Origin of the sequence: Cupriavidus sp. OTU4054, assembly GCF_038440175.1 — a bacterium.
Lineage (GTDB): Bacteria > Pseudomonadota > Gammaproteobacteria > Burkholderiales > Burkholderiaceae > Cupriavidus > Cupriavidus pauculus_D.
In genome coordinates this window covers 91699-105678 of record NZ_JASATF010000020.1, presented here as the reverse complement: position 1 = coordinate 105678, position 13980 = coordinate 91699, and the positions used below count along the sequence as shown (strand labels likewise).

Sequence of the window (13980 nt, the reverse complement as noted above, 5' to 3'; positions counted from 1 at the left end):
GTCACTCTCCCGTGATGATGGTGGTGTTTCGTTCTGGATCCGCACGCGACATCAGGCGCTCGAAATCGTCGGTGAACTCGGCTTCGGCTTCGGCGACCGTCTGCGCGCTGGTGGGGAAGACCATGGTGATGATCGTGTCCTCATACGCCCGGAAAGCGGTCTTCCGCCCCGCCGCCGCAGGCACCACCGACACGCCCACGATGTGCAGCGCTTCCTCGTTACCGCGCGAGACGAGCACGTTGCCGGCCACGATCAGCATGGTGGGTACCTTCACCAGCGCCCCGGTCAGCACCGTTTTTGCGGGCATAGCGATCGTGCGGGCATACAGTCCGGCATGCAGCACGTGGAGCGTGTCGATCTGCGTCTGCGGCTGGGCAAGCATCAGGCGCTCGAGTTCGGCTACTCGTGCGATAGCGTCCGGTTGCATGGGTTGCAGGGCAAGGGTCATCACAGTTCCTTGTAGAAAACGCGGCTGCCCTCCCGGTAGCCGATGCCAGGCACGACACGCTCAAGCACGCCGCCGACAGGTGCACTCAACAACAGGACAGGCGCGCCGGCCGCGCGGGCAAGGTCCTCCCCAGCGCGGATCAACCGCAGACCGGCGCCGGTACTTCGGTGATCGGCCGCCACGAACAGGGATTCGCTGACACCCACGAGCCGACTGAAGTGCGGCAGCACGGTGGTCAGCAGGAACATGAAGCCGATCAGGTGACCATCGAATCGCGCGGCGAGTGGATGTAGCAGGCCGCCGGCCTCCATCGCGCGGTAGGTCGCGATGTCGGGGCAAGCTGGCCCGATGCCGCTCTTCGCCGACTCGGCTTCGTACTCGGCCAACAGCGCGGGCAGCTCGGGGGATGCCACGATCTGGGCCAGCGACTCGCGGCCGATGGTCACCTCACTCATAGTGGAACTCCAGTCCGATGGAACAACGCACGAACCCCAGCCGCTCATACAGCGCAGCGACCATTTCGGGCTCGAGGCCGGTTGATGTGCCCGCATGCAGCCACGCCGCGCCTTTGCGCTGTCCCCACGACACCAGCGCGCAGATCAGCCGGCCCGCTGCCATGCCACCGCGGTACTCGCTGTCGATGAAGAGCGCGACCTCCTGTGCGATCGTCGCATCGCACGCCCAGTGCTTGTCCAGCACGCCAGCGATGCCACCGACGACCATGCCATCGCGCTCGTAGAGGAAGACGACGCCGGTGCCGTGAATCAGCCTGATCATGCTTTCCGACGCACGGGCCGGGTCGAAAGGGATGCGAGACCACCGCGCCGACTCGGCATGCATCTGCGTGCCGAGCTCGACGATGCGCGGAACATCGGCGAGGGTTGCAGTGCGGATGCTCATGAGTTCACCGTGAACTTGCGCACGATGGCTAGGACATGGAACGGATACGGCTGGTCCTGTATGAGCGTCAGCGGCGAGTCACCGCGCTGCCATCCGAGTGTGCCCAGCGTCTCGAACCCGCTCAGGTTCTCTGGCGGCTGGTCGAGCACGGGCTCGTTCTCCAGCAGATGCCGGAACGGGATCTCGATTTCCTTGTAGTCCGGGTCGGCGTCCCCGGTATCGACCTTGCAACCTGTGGTGTTGAGGAACAGCGGGGTGACTTCGCTGGTGCTCATCTGATTGCCCTGTGCGCTGCCTTCGCCCGTCTGAATCTCGGGGCGCAGCAGCTTGATTCGGCTCTCGAAGTTGATGCCGATCTCGACTTCGAAGGCATTCCGTTCGATCGTGACCTGGCCATCATTCACGACGAACTCGCCCTGATAGACGCCGTCCGCCTTCACGTCTACCGTCTTGCCCTCCAAATACCCGAGACCGCCCCACGTCGCGGAGCCGACCTGATTCGCCCCCTTGACCGCGCAATCCGTGAAGCAGGTTGCGTCGAATCGCTCGACATAGCGCTTCGTCTCGCTGTTGACCGTGCGACGAACGATGGCCCACACCTCGTTGCCAGTTGCGTTGGGAATCGACGCGATCGACTCGAAGTCGCCGTCGGTGCGCTGGGGCGTCCAGGCGGTAACGCCCTCGTCGCGGTCCAGCGTCAACGTCGCCATACGGCCATCGTTGCGTACGCACCAGAGGACCGACCGCGGCTCCTGCTGGTAGGCCATCTCCTTGATACCCGACTGCGTGATGTGCTCGGCAAGCACCGTCAGGTCCGGCGCCTTGTAGCTATACGTGTCCGGGTCGTAAGACACCGCGCGCACCTTGCGGCCGGCGCGCTGCACGAAGAGCATCTCGGTTCCGATCTTGGCAGGCTTCACGTCGTTAGATCCGAACGCAGAGCGCTGTTTCATCTGAGGGTTGGTCGGTGTCAGCGGCTTTTCGACGCCGCCATACAGAGTGAACTCACCGCCGTTCGTCAGGGGGATCAGCACGGTGGACGATGTCATGCGATTGATCGGATTGATCTCGCCCGTAGAAGGCAGCGTGAAGCTGAAGCCCTCATCATCATCCGTGCCCTGCGTGAAGTCGAAGTAGATCGCTGTGCGGCTGCCCCACACGGTCTGTGGGTAGCGCGGCGAGCCGGCCGCCGTCAGCCGCTGCTCATAGAACGCGCCGGTGCGCGGATAGCCGTCACTCGCGTTCCACACTGGGCCGTTCAGCACCCATGCATTGGCCGGTGCGGCGACAGTCGCAGTCAACTCCTTCTTAATCACTCCGCTCACCGAATTGGCGTTGGTGAAGGCGGTGATCTGCACCAGACCGCCATTGATATCGACGAACTTCCCAACGTCTTCGGATCGCCATCCATTGATGCCGGATCCGAAGTTGAGGGTGATCACGGCACCGACTGGCGTATCGGCGGACGGCGTCAAGGCGCTCTGCGGTGAGTCCTCCAGCAGCCACGTGCCGGCCTGTACCGAAGTGGAGCCGAACGCCTCGAGGATGTCGATCGTGACGGTATTGGCATTCGTGACCGCGGTGATCACGGCGAGGCCAGATCCCTGCGCGGTAATCCGACGGCCAATGTCAGGCGCGAGAAACACACCCAACGGCACGGTGGCCGTGCGTCCCGCGCCCACCGTGGTGGCGCTGAGAGTGAGTGCCGTGCCGAATCGATGGCCGGTCTCATCGAACGGGATGACCGTGAATGGCGCAGGCTGCAGCGTCCAACTGTCCGATGCGAGGCGACGCAGGGAATGAATGAAAACGTCCTCGTGGAAGATGAGCATCGTGTCGGAGCCCTGCGTAAAGTCGATCTCCTGCACCACTGCCTCGCTGTACGGCGAGGCTATCTCATAAGGCACCGCGCCAATCAGGATCTGCCCGCCGCTCGCGATGTAGAAGCGGATGTAGAAATCGCCGAACTCGAGCATGTAGGCCTGATCGCGCGAGAACACGAAAGGAACCAGCCGACTCCGCTTCTTCGAGTCCTTTGTCGGGGCGACGAACAGCGTGCCCTCACGCCTCTCCCCCCCGCCGTGGATGTTCACGATGCAGTTCTCCATCGATTCCGCCCCGTTTTGGTAGCGCGAGACGTCCACGCGGCCGTAGACCTTGGGTGAGATCTCGCCAGCCGTAAAGTTCGTTTGATCGAGCGTGACGCGCGGCATGGCCTACCTCGTGGTGAACCGCGACTCGAGCAGCGAGCCCTCGGCGAATTCTTCGGGGGGATCGTCCTGGCCGTCCACGGCCTTGGCGACCTTGAACGCCCGCACGAACTCATCGCGGAAGCTGTCACGGATCGAGCTGCTCTTCGTAACCGCGTAGGCCATCTTCGCCGCCATCTGCAGTTCGGCGAGTTCCACGAGGTTGGTGGACCACGACTGCTCGACGTCGTTGCGGAAGATGTAGACGATGGGGAGCACCGTCACGCTCGCAAGGATGCACCTGCCTTCGGAGCGGTAGGACAGTGGTTGCCGCTTCTCGCCGACCTGCAGCGTCCGTAGCCAGTCGCCAGGCAGTTCGAACTGGTATCCGAAATCGAACTTCGGCGCATCCACCAGCGGGGCGAGGATGTCGCGCTTCGTGGCGCAGTTCCATGGATGGGCACGGAGCAGGTCGTCACGCACCGACTGATACAGGTTGCTGCACAGCCGCGCGTGCTCCGTCTTCTCGTCCAGTGCGTTGATGGGTTTCGCGCCTAGCATCAGGAGCGCGTTCGAGCAGATAGAGACTGCGGTTGCCATATGAGCGCCTCAACAAAAAACCGGGGCACGCGGCCCCGGGTTGGAAACCCCGCTCGCGCGGGCGGAGGACAAGCGCTGCCCGGTATCAGTCGGTCACGTAGCCGACCTCGAACTTCAGTGCCTGGTTGGCGGCAATGGCGGCACCGGCCACGGTTGCGTAGACATCGACCCACTCGGCCGTCACGTACTCCGCACCGTTGGCAATCAACGCCCCGTTGTTGGCCAGCTTCTGGCCCGCCGCCGCGACGTCCACGCCGGAGGCAATGCCGGTGGCGCTGATCACGGTCTGCGTGCGCGTGGAGCGGATACCGATGCTGACCGTCGAGGACGCGGTGCCGGCCGCGCAACTGACCTGGCTGTCCAGCGTCAGACGCGAGTTCGGCGGAATGCGGCCGATGAAGATCGTGTCGGCGATCTGCGGCGACGCATAGGTTGCGGGCATCTTCGAGGCGAGGATGCGCTTGCGGCCGGCCTGTTCGTTCGGCAGCAGCTTCTGGTTCGCAGCGAGCTTCGCCGCCTGGGTGGTGTTGACTTCTGCCATGGTTGGCTCCTATCGAATGGCGGTTGCTGGCTTAGACGAAGTCGATCTGGACGACCTTCTCTTCTTCGGCGCGACCGGCGCCATAGGAAGCGGCCATCGACACCTGCATCAGATCCTTCTTGTCCGGGCGGCGGCTGGCCTTGCCCTCGACGTATCCGGTGCCGATATGCACTGCGGACTTCGCCCACGCGGCAGTGGAGTACGTACCCGCCGTGTTGAGAATCCCTTGGTAGGGAACCCACGTGAAGCCCATCCAGTTCTTCGAGACGTCACCGTCCTGCAGCATCTGAACCGCCAAGAAGTCGGCGGACGTCAGCGTGGTGTCGGACAGGATGTCCTCGAGCATCTCGTCGTTGTAAGCGATGAAGAGCTGCTCGCCGTTGTGCTTGTCGGCCTCGTTGCGGCGGAAGATCTTGCGGGTCGTCAGCAGCTTCGCCTTCGTGAAGCCAGTGCCGCCGGCCACGATCTTCTGCTGCGACGGCAGCGCGATCAGCGAGCCATCCTTCGCCTGCGCGTTGCCGAGCAGCGCCGAGAAGATGACGCGGTCCTGACGGCGGTTGCGGGCGGCGATCAGCGACGTCATATACGAGCCGTTGAGCGGATTGGCGAGCAGCTTCGGCTCGTCGTTGCGGTCCACCGGCAGCGCCTGGTAGAAGTCGCGCATCAGCGCAACGCGCGCGCTGTGAGGTGCTTCCGACCATTCGGTGTCGCCGTGTCGGACCGTGTTCTCGGGGGTGTCTTCGATGGGCGCGAGGCGGTTCACCGTGAACGACTCGCCCGTGATGTTGCCGCGGTCCGTCACGGTGCTGAACAGGCGCGATTCCATCTGCTGCGCCTGCTGGCGGATCGTCGTATCCCACTGGATGACGAAGGCTGTGGTGATGGTGTTGGACATGGTCCAGTTCTCCAAAAGGTGAGGATGTCGATGTCGCCTTTCGGGGTGTCCGGAGACTCCGGGCCCGTCCTACCTTCCCCCTTCGCGACCGGCTCACGTCGCAGCAGGGAGGGCATTTGCTGGGTGTCCGCGCGCCACCGCGGGCCAGTTGATGACCGCGATGCTCGCGCTGTGGGGGTGTCGGTTTCCCGACAGAATGGAAAAGGCCCGCTTTCGCGGGCCCCCTCGGCTGCTGGATGAATCGGTTGCTATGCGACGGCCTGCGTGCCGTGCTTCTTCACGAACCACGCGCTCACGATCTTGCTGACCTTCTCGTGATCCGGGTGCCGCGGATTCTTGTAGGCCTCGCCGAGCATCAGTTCGTTGATCTGCGCTTCGGTGCTTGCGCCTCCCATCGACTCACCGCCCGCGCTGGTGTCCTCGGCGAACTCGGGGCCGATCGCGGCCATGAGCTTCAGGAAGTCCTTGTTGTTGCCCAGGCGACTGGGCTGCATGATCTCGTCGATGTTCATGCCCGCCTTCTGCGCAAGCGCCGCGGCGCCTTGGAACGACAGTCGGATCTGATGATCGAAGCCGCCCTTCGCAGCCCACTCCTGCGTCAGGTCCGCCTTCACGGTGCCGGCATCGAGAATCGCGGCACCGGCGACCAGTTGCGGCGCCATCGTGAAATACTGCTCCATCACGCCGTCCATCTGCTTCTGCGTCAGACCGAGCGCGTGCATCTTCCCGGAGAACGCCTTGAAGCCCTCATCGGCCTTCGGGTCGAACGCGTCCTTGAACGCGTCGGGCACCGTGACGGTGTATTCCTCAGCCGACTTGGGCGGGATGTCACCGCCACCGATGCGCTTCTCCGCCGCGGTATAGGCGTCTGCCAGCTTGCGGCTCGACGCCTCGAGGTCGAGCGTGTTGTCCTCCTTCATGACCCGATACTTCTCGGGAATGAACTCGGCCGTCTGGCCGCCGGCCCCACCGGCCAGCAGGCTGCTTGGCTCGCCTTGGACATCGGCACCGGCTGCCGCACCGCCAGCTCCGCCGCCCTCGCCCACGCCAGCACCGCCGGCACCGGCTTCTTCCATCAGGACGTGGAAACGTCGAATCAGCATGTCTACTCTCCTAGGTCTTCGTTTGGATCGTTCACGCCATTGGCGCGGTTGATCTGGGTGACGATGTGCTCGAGTACGCGCCGCTGGCCGTCGCGAACATAGGTCTGCAGAATGGCGTCCACGCCTCCGGTCGTGACTGCCGGGCGAGCAAACAACTGCGTGAGGTGTTCGAGGATGGCCGCACCGCGGCGGTCATCCTCGAAGATCTGCTTGTAGAGGTCCGGGGAGATCTGGCTCATGCTGCTGCAAGGTTCTTCGCCATCTGCTGGGCGGCGGGCTGCATGATTTCTTGCTGTGCGGCTTGCTGCTGCGCCTGTTGGACCTGTTGCGCGCGCTGTTCGCGCATGGCGGCCACAGCGTCGCGATCCCGGATGATCCGGGCCGGTGCGCTGCGCCCTGCACCTACGACGCGCACCGCCTCATCCGTGTCGATGTTGTCCCAGACGCTCGGGTCCCCCTTGAGGGTTGCCATCTGCCCAACGGAGGCGACCGTCTGCTCGACGGCAGTGACCTCTTCTAGCTTCTGCGCCTGCGCTTGCGGGTTCTTGAACGTGACGCGGAACTCACGATTGTCCAGGCTCTGCGGAGGCGGCGTGAGAATGCCCGCGCGGTAAGCCAGCCAGAAGCAGCGCACCACCATGCCCTGCAGCCATTCCGCCTGCAGCCGGCCATAGATCGGCCCCAGCAATTGGCGGATGAGCTGAACGCGCACATGCACTTCGGTTGCCGTCATGGCAGGACCGTCCTGCGGCTGGAGTTGGTCCGCCAGCATGATCTTGCGGATCTGCCGCTGCAGTTCTTCCTTCTTCGTGAAGGACAGGTTGAAGTTGGCGCCCGACACCAGCGGCTTCATGCTGTCCACCGAGTTCGCCACGATGATCTTGCGAGGACCGATCTTGACCGTGCGTGGGTTGAGCACGCCGTCGTCCTCTGCGATCCACATGCCAGCCACGGCGATGTCTGCGTTGCTGTCCTCGAGGTACACAAGCCGGTTGAGTTGCTTCACGTCCGGCAGCGCGTCGTACATCGGGCCCATCGCATAGGGGGTGTCCTGAACCACCACCCAGCGCGGCGCCACGAACGGGCACTCGTGATAGCCGGATTCGCTCAGCGTGTGCTTGCTCGCGATCTCGACCTTGCACGAGGCGAACGGCATGTTCTTCGCCCGCAGCGCCCCGACGGCGTGGATGCGGCGCGGATAGATCGAATGCAGAAGCTGGATCTTGTTGTCGAACTTCTCATCCTCGTAAAGCTGGCGCACCTGATCGCTCACGCCATCGAGACCGAACTCGTTCACGAGCTGCTCGACGGTCTGCTCGTAGCGACGAATGATCGTGTCGGCCTGACCGCCGGACTTCGATGCAGCGATGTAGCAGCCGGCCAGCGGCCACTGTTCGAACAGGTAGCCGCCCTTCTCACGATCCACGTCGATGTACATCACGAACCAGCCAGCGCCGACCATGTCTTGGCAGCACTCATAGCCGACGGCGTCGTAGTTGCTGGCGTGGATGTTCTCCCAGATCGTCTCGGCGTTCTCGTCGAACCACCGTTTTTCCTCGTCGGTGTCCTGGCCAGCGGAGAGACCGAACCACCGCGAGTTGCTGGGGGTTCCGCCGGACATCAGGGCGGCAGCGAGGATGCGGCCCGAGTCTGTGGACGTAGAGTCCAGCAACTTGGCGCGCTTCGTCTGCATGCTGGTCGCATCGTCCTTGTTGCCGAAGAAGCCATTCCCGCGCATGGGGAAGCAGTGGTCGAAGCAATCAAGCCACACCGATTCGAGATCGGAGCGGACACCCTGCATCGCCGTCAGACGGCGGAGAAGCTCGGTCGCGCGGGAATCGCCTTGCATGGTCACTGGCCGAGTTGGGTTTTGCCGTACGCCATCACGCTGCTGGTCTGCGGGGTACCGCCGTTGCCGCCGCCGGCCCCTGCGGCGAGCAGAGACGAGCGCTGCCGCGCGCGGCGCAACTCGGCGGTCTTGGCGTTCGCCGCGGAGGCAGCATCGGCGTCAGCCTGCTCGCGCTGGACCTTCGGGTCCTCGGCAGGAGGGAGAGAGGGACCGCCGCCGCACATGGTTAGCTCACCTTCGGCTTCTGGCCGGATTGGTCGGGCGCGACCCATCCGTCCTTGGTCAACACCGCGGCGACCAGCTTCTTCGGATTCACCTTGTCCGCGCTCATGGAGCGGTACTTGTCACGGTCGGCCCGGGTGATGGTGGCGTCGGCGCGCTCGTCGGCGGCGATCGACGCTTCGAGGTCAGCTTTGACCTGCTTCTCCACCTCGGCGTCACCCTTGAGCTTCAGGTTCTCCGCTTCCAGTTCGCGGATCTTGCGCGCCATCTCGTAGGCCGACATCTCGGGAGCCCCGACGTGGCCGGAGGCATCGAAGATGACCGGCGGCGTCTCCGGCGTCAGCGAAGAATTCGGGTCGGCTGCCGTGTCGTGATCGGTTTCCGGCTGCTTCGGCGCTTCGCCGGGGGTCTGGACTTTGAGGGTGCGGGACATGGGTCAAGCTCCTGTGGAGGTTGTCGCGGAGTTTCGCTGGCGCCGCATGACGGTTTCCCGACAAGATTGGGCCCCTGGTGAGCCGTGCTAGATTCGCTCCACCCAACTACGAAGGAGATGGAAATGGCGAATCCGCTGACTCAGGAAGAAAAGGCAAAGGCTCCCGATCTGGCGTGGGAGTGCAAGGAAATAGCGGATCAGGCTGAGGCACTCGCGAGCTTTCTGAAGAACACCCTGTCGCACGAGTACGAAGAGCATCGCGTCCGCGTCGCGGAGAGCGGTATGGGTGGGCTGGTAGGCGATCTGATTCTCGAGACGCCTCTCGGCCGTTTGGCTGGGCGATTTCGCTATGTTTCAACCCCGCGCGGCGTGATGGGAATTCTCGAAATTTTCGTGGTCAAACGCACGCTGCAGGCGACTACCGAACTCGAGTTCGTACATGCGATGGCTTTCGATCGAAACGGCCGGGTTACGTACGATCGAACATTCGACGGAAGTATGGACTTTGTTCTGTCCAATGCGTCTCCACAACTTCCAGCCCGCACCATCGCGAAGATATTGCTCACGCGGCAATTCCAAGCACTTACGAAACCCTGAGCGCCAGTATCTCAGCGACCAACCTTGGCGGCAGACATCTCTACAGGCCGCATGGGGAGAGCCTGCCGCTCCTTCCCAAGCGCCTGGCACCAGAAGGCGATCATGCGTTCGCCTGTCGGGTGGTTCGGTTGCGCCCCGCCGTTCTTCCATCCCATGAACGTGGAGCGCCGGATGCCAGTGAAATGCTCGATGTCGGGCGTGCTATAGCCCTCGCGCTGCAGTTGCAGGAACAGCGCGTTCCAATCGACGACGAAATCGGCTGGGGCATTCGCCATTTGGTCGCTTAATCCTCTGAGGCCAACGGCGCGTCGTCCCTCGCGCGCGAAATGCGCGCGCGTACGCGAAGCGTTGGCACGCGGGCGTGGAGCATTACCGCGCGCCCCCGCGATTGAACACTTCGTTGGCATGGATATTCAGCGTCTGGCCGTCATTCGTCTCGACCACCATGTAGCCTCGCTGCTGCCCCATGCGGACGAACCTGGCACGCAATCGGGCCCTCGTGGGCCCGACAACCTCGAGGGGGTATGCGCCACTCGCGTCGCCCTTTGTCACCAACGCAAGCGCTGCCTGGAGCATCGCCCGGATGGCGTCGCGGTCCGGGCGTGCGGAGAGCACGTCGCGTTTGGCTCCGGCGTCCAATGCTGCGTCGATCATGCTTTCGGTCACCATCAGTTTCATGCTGTCCTCCATTCGGCTTCTTGAGTCGGTTCTGGTTGTCGATTGAATTCGATGTGCGCGAACGGCCGGCGCGAGGGCGAGTTGCTGAACTGCATCGTCGCGCGGTTGAAGAAAAGCCCGAGCTTCTTGTGCTGAACATCGCCGTTGCGCTGCTTGTGTAACTCGAGTACGGCATCCGGTTCGTCGTTCGCCTCTTCACCGTCCTGCTTCTGCGCAGACCAGACCGAGAAAACGTTGTCTGCGCCGTTGGTCAGGTTGCCGCTGCCTGCAACGTCCATCTTTCCGGGAGCGCGCCGTTCGTCTTGCCCTTTCCGCGGGTGTGCGACCAGGTGAAGATGCGCGCCCGTGCTGCGAGCGAATGTCGTCAGCTTGCGCATCGCCTCCTTCTGGGCCGAAAGCGCACCAGCGCCGTCCTCCGGAACGTCAGTCATCATCAGGCTGTCGATCACGAAGTGCCGAATGCCGTAGCGGCGGTAGCCGTAGCCGAAAACATCGAGCAGACGATCGATCGACGCGTTGCCGAGCAGGTTGAAGATCCACGTGCGATCGCGCAGCCAGTCCCCCATGGCATCGAGGTAATCGAGCGTCGGGCGATCGACCCCGCCCAGTTGCTTCGCCATACGCTTACCCTGCTGCTCCGGCTTCATCTCGCCCGAGAACACGCAGACGCGCTCGTTCTGCAGCATGAGCCCGATGAGCACCTGATTCAGCATCAGCGACTTGCCGTGACCGTTGTAGCCGGTCCATATCGTGATCTCGCCGGGCCGGAACTCGAACCAGTATTGCGGCGTGCCGCAGAATGCGAGGACCGCGTTGGTGATCGCATCGCGGGCGGGATAGAACATCGCCTTCACGCCGTCCCAGAAGTCCGCGAGCGAGCGCAGTTCCTCCGGATCGAACGGTTGCGCCTTGCGCACGCAATGCTCGAAATCTTCGCCGCCGGCTCCGGCAAGCAGGTACTCGTTCGCATCCTTTGAGCCGTCGAACAGCACGATGCGGCAGCGCTCGAGCCCTAGACGATTGGCCACCTCCCGCACGCCTTTCTGCCCCGCCGCGTCGTTGTCGTAGCACAGCAGGATCTCGCTGAAGCGCTCCAGTCGCTCCCAGTCGGAGTCGATCCACTGGTGATTTCCTGCCCCCGCGTTCACCGACAGAGCCGGGATACCGGCCTGGTGCAACGTCATCGCGTCGATCTCTCCTTCGCAGATCGCAATGACGCGCTGCTTGGGCTCGATCAGGTGCCAACCGAACAGGCACGGTTCCGCGCCTGCTTCCTGCCGCATGTCGTGCTTGTCCGCGATGTTCCGGTGCTTCGCGTTGATGAACTCGCCGTCGCGCATGTACGGGAACACGCAGTAGGTCTTGCCGTTACGCTCTTGCTCCGCGATCTTGAAAGCCGCGATTGTCTCGGCTGTGAGTCCGCGCGACAACAGCCATTCCAGGCCGCCAGCCGTTGCGGTATGGCACTTCGGCTTCTCCGGACGCTTGTACGTCGGCCGCGCAGGCCGTTCGGGCATGGTGTCACGCACGCCCATGTACGCCTTCGCCTCGCGCATGGCTTCAGCGGTAGACAGGCCGCGGCATGCTGCCCACAGGTCCAGCAGGTCACCGCCCTCTCCGCTCGAGAAGTCCTTCCAAAGCCCGCGCTTGGCACCAGCCACCCGCACCGACAGCGACTTTCCAGTTTCGCCCGCCACCGATCCGACTTTCCACTCCTGCCCGGCCTTCTTGCCGTTCGGCAGCAGGTACTCGGCGATGTCGATCGCACGGTCGGCCATGACCTGGCTGAGTTCCTGCGCGTTCATGCGGGCTCTCCTTCCGACCACGGCTCGACGTAGACGCCCTGAATCGGGCGAATGGGTCGAGCTTGTCGCCACAGGTGCGCGTTGCCCTCGGTGCAGCCAGCGTTCTCCGCCTCCCAGCGTTTGCCGAAGCCTGCGATGGCCCACCACTCGGCTGCAGACAACGCCGCAGGCGTAGGCAGCTGCCCGGCGTAGTTCGCGTAGTTCGTCGCGTTGAACAGCGTCGCAGGCCGGAGGTAATCGGCCATCTTCGGGTCATTCGCCCACTGCGCCACCTTCGCGTCGATCACGGCCCGACACTCATCCGCGGTCGCACCTTCCGCGATCCTTGCACGGACAAGCCTGAGGTTCGACTCGACCGCCCGGTACGCATGCCCCGAGCGATCGTTGAGGTACGCGATGATGGCCGCTGGCTCACCGCCATCGCCGTCACCGACCGACGTGCCAGCACCTTCCTCCGCCTGCTCCCCTTCATCGGCAAAAAGCCCGGGATCGTCGGGCTTGCCCGACAAGGGTTTTTCTTTTATCTCCTGCTCCTGCTCCTGTTCCTGATTGTCGGAAGAAAACGGGGATGGCTTCGGGGAAGGCTTAACGGAAGGCTTCGGGGAAGGCTTTCGACAAGACTCGACGAAAGCCTTCGCGTAAGCCTCCGAAGCCGCGTCCAGATTGGCTCTCAGGGTTTCGTATGCCTCTCTTTTTAGGTCGCATTCGGGCACCAAATCCCACTCGTCGCGCCACGACTTGATGACGTTCGGAGACTCGGGTCGATTGCACCGAATTGCGTTCGGAATCCACACCACTTTTGCCTTCCAGTCGGCTTTCACCAAGCCTAAGCGGAAGGCTTCCGCGAAGGCTTCGTCGAAGGCTTCCGTGGTCCAGTTCAGCTCGTCCGCGAGCGCGGCGCGACCTGCGCGGAAGAGACCCGGAATGGGACCGGTCTGCGGGCCGGTCAACAGGAAAAGCCATAGACCCTGACCACAGGGCGGCAGCGGGCTCAGCGCGCGAAACTTCTCGTCGCTCCATATGCGGACCTCGATTTTCCGGTAGCGCGCCCGCTTTTCGGGCTTGGGCGCACGATCGCCCGTCGGCTGTTGCTTTGCCATGTTCAGTACCTGCCGAGTTCGAGGCGATCGAAGATGCGCTGCGTCTTGGCCAGGCTAATCCAGCCGCGGCAGTAAGCCAGCACGAGTAGGTGTTTCAGGGCGTATTTCATCGACGAGACACCTACCTTCGAGGGGAATGGGCGCGCACCCGCAGCCGTGACAGAATCGGCAACTCTCACATCGCCTCCTGACAAGGAAGGGGTACGCATGGATTTCTGGACAGCATTCATTACCTTGGCACTCGCATTCGCCACCGCCGCGGGCAGTTGCGCGGTTTCCGTCCCCAAGCTATTCGACGCGGCGCTTCCATCGCTGAAGCGGATCAATGGCCGCCTCTGGCTCGCTGCCACGGCGTTCTTCATCGGCGCCGTTTTTGAAGAATCTTTGATTAAGGACGCAATCGGCGCCGACCCCGGCGTGAGCCTCACGAAGCTGAACCATGCGTTGGGTCTTGGAGCTAAGGCTTACCTGATCGCGATCACCTATTGGGTGATCGGCCTTGCAAGCACGAGTACCTACAACCTCTTGCACAGCACGTCCACGGGCAGTCAGCCAGACGGGCAGCAGCGAGACGAAACAGCACCAGAGAAGCCAGCAGGCGAATCCTGACTTAGCTCTCA

Annotated in this window: 18 protein-coding genes; 2 read left to right on the top strand and 16 right to left on the bottom strand. The window is 63.3% G+C overall.

Annotated features, from left to right (window positions below; translation table 11 throughout):
- Nucleotide 1 precedes the first annotated feature (1 nt).
- From AAHB16_RS22290 to AAHB16_RS22235, 12 genes are all read right to left on the bottom strand, one after another.
- Nucleotides 2–448, bottom strand: coding sequence for a hypothetical protein (locus AAHB16_RS22290; protein ID WP_342051997.1), 447 nt, complete (start codon nucleotides 446–448; stop codon nucleotides 2–4).
- The gene (locus AAHB16_RS22285) at nucleotides 448–903 is read right to left on the bottom strand and encodes a GNAT family N-acetyltransferase (protein ID WP_342051996.1); all 456 of its coding nucleotides are present in this window, start codon (nucleotides 901–903) and stop codon (nucleotides 448–450) included. The genes AAHB16_RS22290 and AAHB16_RS22285 overlap by 1 nt, the downstream gene beginning before the upstream one ends.
- Nucleotides 896–1348: a GNAT family N-acetyltransferase gene (locus AAHB16_RS22280; RefSeq protein WP_342051995.1), complete on the bottom strand. Its 453-nt coding sequence runs from the start codon at nucleotides 1346–1348 to the stop codon at nucleotides 896–898. The genes AAHB16_RS22285 and AAHB16_RS22280 overlap by 8 nt, the downstream gene beginning before the upstream one ends.
- Nucleotides 1345–3561, bottom strand: a complete 2217-nt coding sequence (locus AAHB16_RS22275; protein ID WP_342051994.1) for a hypothetical protein — start codon at nucleotides 3559–3561, stop codon at nucleotides 1345–1347. Before AAHB16_RS22275 ends, AAHB16_RS22280 begins: the two co-directional genes overlap by 4 nt.
- Nucleotides 3562–3564: 3 nt before the next feature.
- Entirely contained in the window at nucleotides 3565–4137 is a 573-nt protein-coding gene (locus AAHB16_RS22270; protein ID WP_342051993.1) for a hypothetical protein, read from the bottom strand.
- 85 nt (nucleotides 4138–4222) lie between these two features.
- Nucleotides 4223–4678 carry a hypothetical protein gene (locus tag AAHB16_RS22265; protein ID WP_342051992.1) on the bottom strand — a complete coding sequence of 152 codons (456 nt, stop codon included), beginning with the start codon at nucleotides 4676–4678 and terminating at the stop codon, nucleotides 4223–4225.
- 31 nt (nucleotides 4679–4709) lie between these two features.
- Nucleotides 4710–5573: a phage capsid protein gene (locus AAHB16_RS22260; protein WP_342051991.1), complete on the bottom strand. Its 864-nt coding sequence runs from the start codon at nucleotides 5571–5573 to the stop codon at nucleotides 4710–4712.
- A gap of 248 nt (nucleotides 5574–5821) precedes the next feature.
- Nucleotides 5822–6676, bottom strand: a complete 855-nt coding sequence (locus tag AAHB16_RS22255; RefSeq protein ID WP_342051990.1) for a hypothetical protein — start codon at nucleotides 6674–6676, stop codon at nucleotides 5822–5824.
- Between the two features lie 2 nt (nucleotides 6677–6678).
- A complete protein-coding gene (locus AAHB16_RS22250) occupies nucleotides 6679–6915 on the bottom strand; it encodes a Bbp19 family protein (RefSeq protein WP_342051989.1) in 237 nt (78 codons plus the stop codon).
- Nucleotides 6912–8525, bottom strand: a complete 1614-nt coding sequence (locus tag AAHB16_RS22245) for a portal protein (protein WP_342051988.1) — start codon at nucleotides 8523–8525, stop codon at nucleotides 6912–6914. The genes AAHB16_RS22250 and AAHB16_RS22245 overlap by 4 nt, the downstream gene beginning before the upstream one ends.
- Nucleotides 8526–8527: 2 nt before the next feature.
- Nucleotides 8528–8749: a hypothetical protein gene (locus tag AAHB16_RS22240; RefSeq protein WP_342051987.1), complete on the bottom strand. Its 222-nt coding sequence runs from the start codon at nucleotides 8747–8749 to the stop codon at nucleotides 8528–8530.
- Nucleotides 8750–8751: 2 nt separating this feature from the next.
- On the bottom strand, nucleotides 8752–9180 hold the full coding sequence (locus tag AAHB16_RS22235; RefSeq protein ID WP_342051986.1) for a hypothetical protein: 429 nt from the start codon (nucleotides 9178–9180) through the stop codon (nucleotides 8752–8754).
- 123 nt (nucleotides 9181–9303) lie between these two features.
- Between AAHB16_RS22235 and AAHB16_RS22230 the strand changes: the two genes are divergently transcribed.
- Nucleotides 9304–9777, top strand: coding sequence for a hypothetical protein (locus AAHB16_RS22230; protein WP_342051985.1), 474 nt, complete (start codon nucleotides 9304–9306; stop codon nucleotides 9775–9777).
- An 11-nt stretch (nucleotides 9778–9788) separates the two neighbouring features.
- On the opposite strand, the gene AAHB16_RS22225 is transcribed toward AAHB16_RS22230, so the two are convergent.
- The 4 genes from AAHB16_RS22225 to AAHB16_RS22210 form a co-directional block, all read right to left on the bottom strand.
- Complete coding sequence (locus AAHB16_RS22225; RefSeq protein ID WP_342051984.1) at nucleotides 9789–10052, bottom strand: hypothetical protein; 264 nt, start codon at nucleotides 10050–10052, stop codon at nucleotides 9789–9791.
- A 94-nt stretch (nucleotides 10053–10146) separates the two neighbouring features.
- Entirely contained in the window at nucleotides 10147–10455 is a 309-nt protein-coding gene (locus tag AAHB16_RS22220; RefSeq protein WP_342051983.1) for a hypothetical protein, read from the bottom strand.
- Nucleotides 10452–12260 carry a toprim domain-containing protein gene (locus AAHB16_RS22215; RefSeq protein WP_342051982.1) on the bottom strand — a complete coding sequence of 603 codons (1809 nt, stop codon included), beginning with the start codon at nucleotides 12258–12260 and terminating at the stop codon, nucleotides 10452–10454. Before AAHB16_RS22215 ends, AAHB16_RS22220 begins: the two co-directional genes overlap by 4 nt.
- Nucleotides 12257–13360, bottom strand: a complete 1104-nt coding sequence (locus AAHB16_RS22210) for a conserved phage C-terminal domain-containing protein (RefSeq protein ID WP_342051981.1) — start codon at nucleotides 13358–13360, stop codon at nucleotides 12257–12259. The genes AAHB16_RS22215 and AAHB16_RS22210 overlap by 4 nt, the downstream gene beginning before the upstream one ends.
- Before the next feature lie 207 nt (nucleotides 13361–13567).
- Here AAHB16_RS22210 and AAHB16_RS22205 point away from each other — a divergent pair, with 207 nt between their 5' ends.
- Complete coding sequence (locus tag AAHB16_RS22205; protein ID WP_342051980.1) at nucleotides 13568–13969, top strand: hypothetical protein; 402 nt, start codon at nucleotides 13568–13570, stop codon at nucleotides 13967–13969.
- The last annotated feature ends 11 nt before the right edge of the window (nucleotides 13970–13980 follow it).

Bases quoted from the DNA above. Each gene is read 5' to 3' on its own strand.
- AAHB16_RS22290 (WP_342051997.1), bottom strand. From the start codon at position 448: ATGACCCTTGCCCTGCAACCCATGCAACCGGACGCTATCGCACGAGTA.
- AAHB16_RS22285 (WP_342051996.1), bottom strand. From the start codon at position 903: ATGAGTGAGGTGACCATCGGCCGCGAGTCGCTGGCCCAGATCGTGGCA.
- AAHB16_RS22280 (WP_342051995.1), bottom strand. From the start codon at position 1,348: ATGAGCATCCGCACTGCAACCCTCGCCGATGTTCCGCGCATCGTCGAG.
- AAHB16_RS22275 (WP_342051994.1), bottom strand. From the start codon at position 3,561: ATGCCGCGCGTCACGCTCGATCAAACGAACTTTACGGCTGGCGAGATC.
- AAHB16_RS22270 (WP_342051993.1), bottom strand. From the start codon at position 4,137: ATGGCAACCGCAGTCTCTATCTGCTCGAACGCGCTCCTGATGCTAGGC.
- AAHB16_RS22265 (WP_342051992.1), bottom strand. From the start codon at position 4,678: ATGGCAGAAGTCAACACCACCCAGGCGGCGAAGCTCGCTGCGAACCAG.
- AAHB16_RS22260 (WP_342051991.1), bottom strand. From the start codon at position 5,573: ATGTCCAACACCATCACCACAGCCTTCGTCATCCAGTGGGATACGACG.
- AAHB16_RS22255 (WP_342051990.1), bottom strand. From the start codon at position 6,676: ATGCTGATTCGACGTTTCCACGTCCTGATGGAAGAAGCCGGTGCCGGC.
- AAHB16_RS22250 (WP_342051989.1), bottom strand. From the start codon at position 6,915: ATGAGCCAGATCTCCCCGGACCTCTACAAGCAGATCTTCGAGGATGAC.
- AAHB16_RS22245 (WP_342051988.1), bottom strand. From the start codon at position 8,525: ATGCAAGGCGATTCCCGCGCGACCGAGCTTCTCCGCCGTCTGACGGCG.
- AAHB16_RS22240 (WP_342051987.1), bottom strand. From the start codon at position 8,749: ATGTGCGGCGGCGGTCCCTCTCTCCCTCCTGCCGAGGACCCGAAGGTC.
- AAHB16_RS22235 (WP_342051986.1), bottom strand. From the start codon at position 9,180: ATGTCCCGCACCCTCAAAGTCCAGACCCCCGGCGAAGCGCCGAAGCAG.
- AAHB16_RS22230 (WP_342051985.1), top strand. From the start codon at position 9,304: ATGGCGAATCCGCTGACTCAGGAAGAAAAGGCAAAGGCTCCCGATCTG.
- AAHB16_RS22225 (WP_342051984.1), bottom strand. From the start codon at position 10,052: ATGGCGAATGCCCCAGCCGATTTCGTCGTCGATTGGAACGCGCTGTTC.
- AAHB16_RS22220 (WP_342051983.1), bottom strand. From the start codon at position 10,455: ATGAAACTGATGGTGACCGAAAGCATGATCGACGCAGCATTGGACGCC.
- AAHB16_RS22215 (WP_342051982.1), bottom strand. From the start codon at position 12,260: ATGAACGCGCAGGAACTCAGCCAGGTCATGGCCGACCGTGCGATCGAC.
- AAHB16_RS22210 (WP_342051981.1), bottom strand. From the start codon at position 13,360: ATGGCAAAGCAACAGCCGACGGGCGATCGTGCGCCCAAGCCCGAAAAG.
- AAHB16_RS22205 (WP_342051980.1), top strand. From the start codon at position 13,568: ATGGATTTCTGGACAGCATTCATTACCTTGGCACTCGCATTCGCCACC.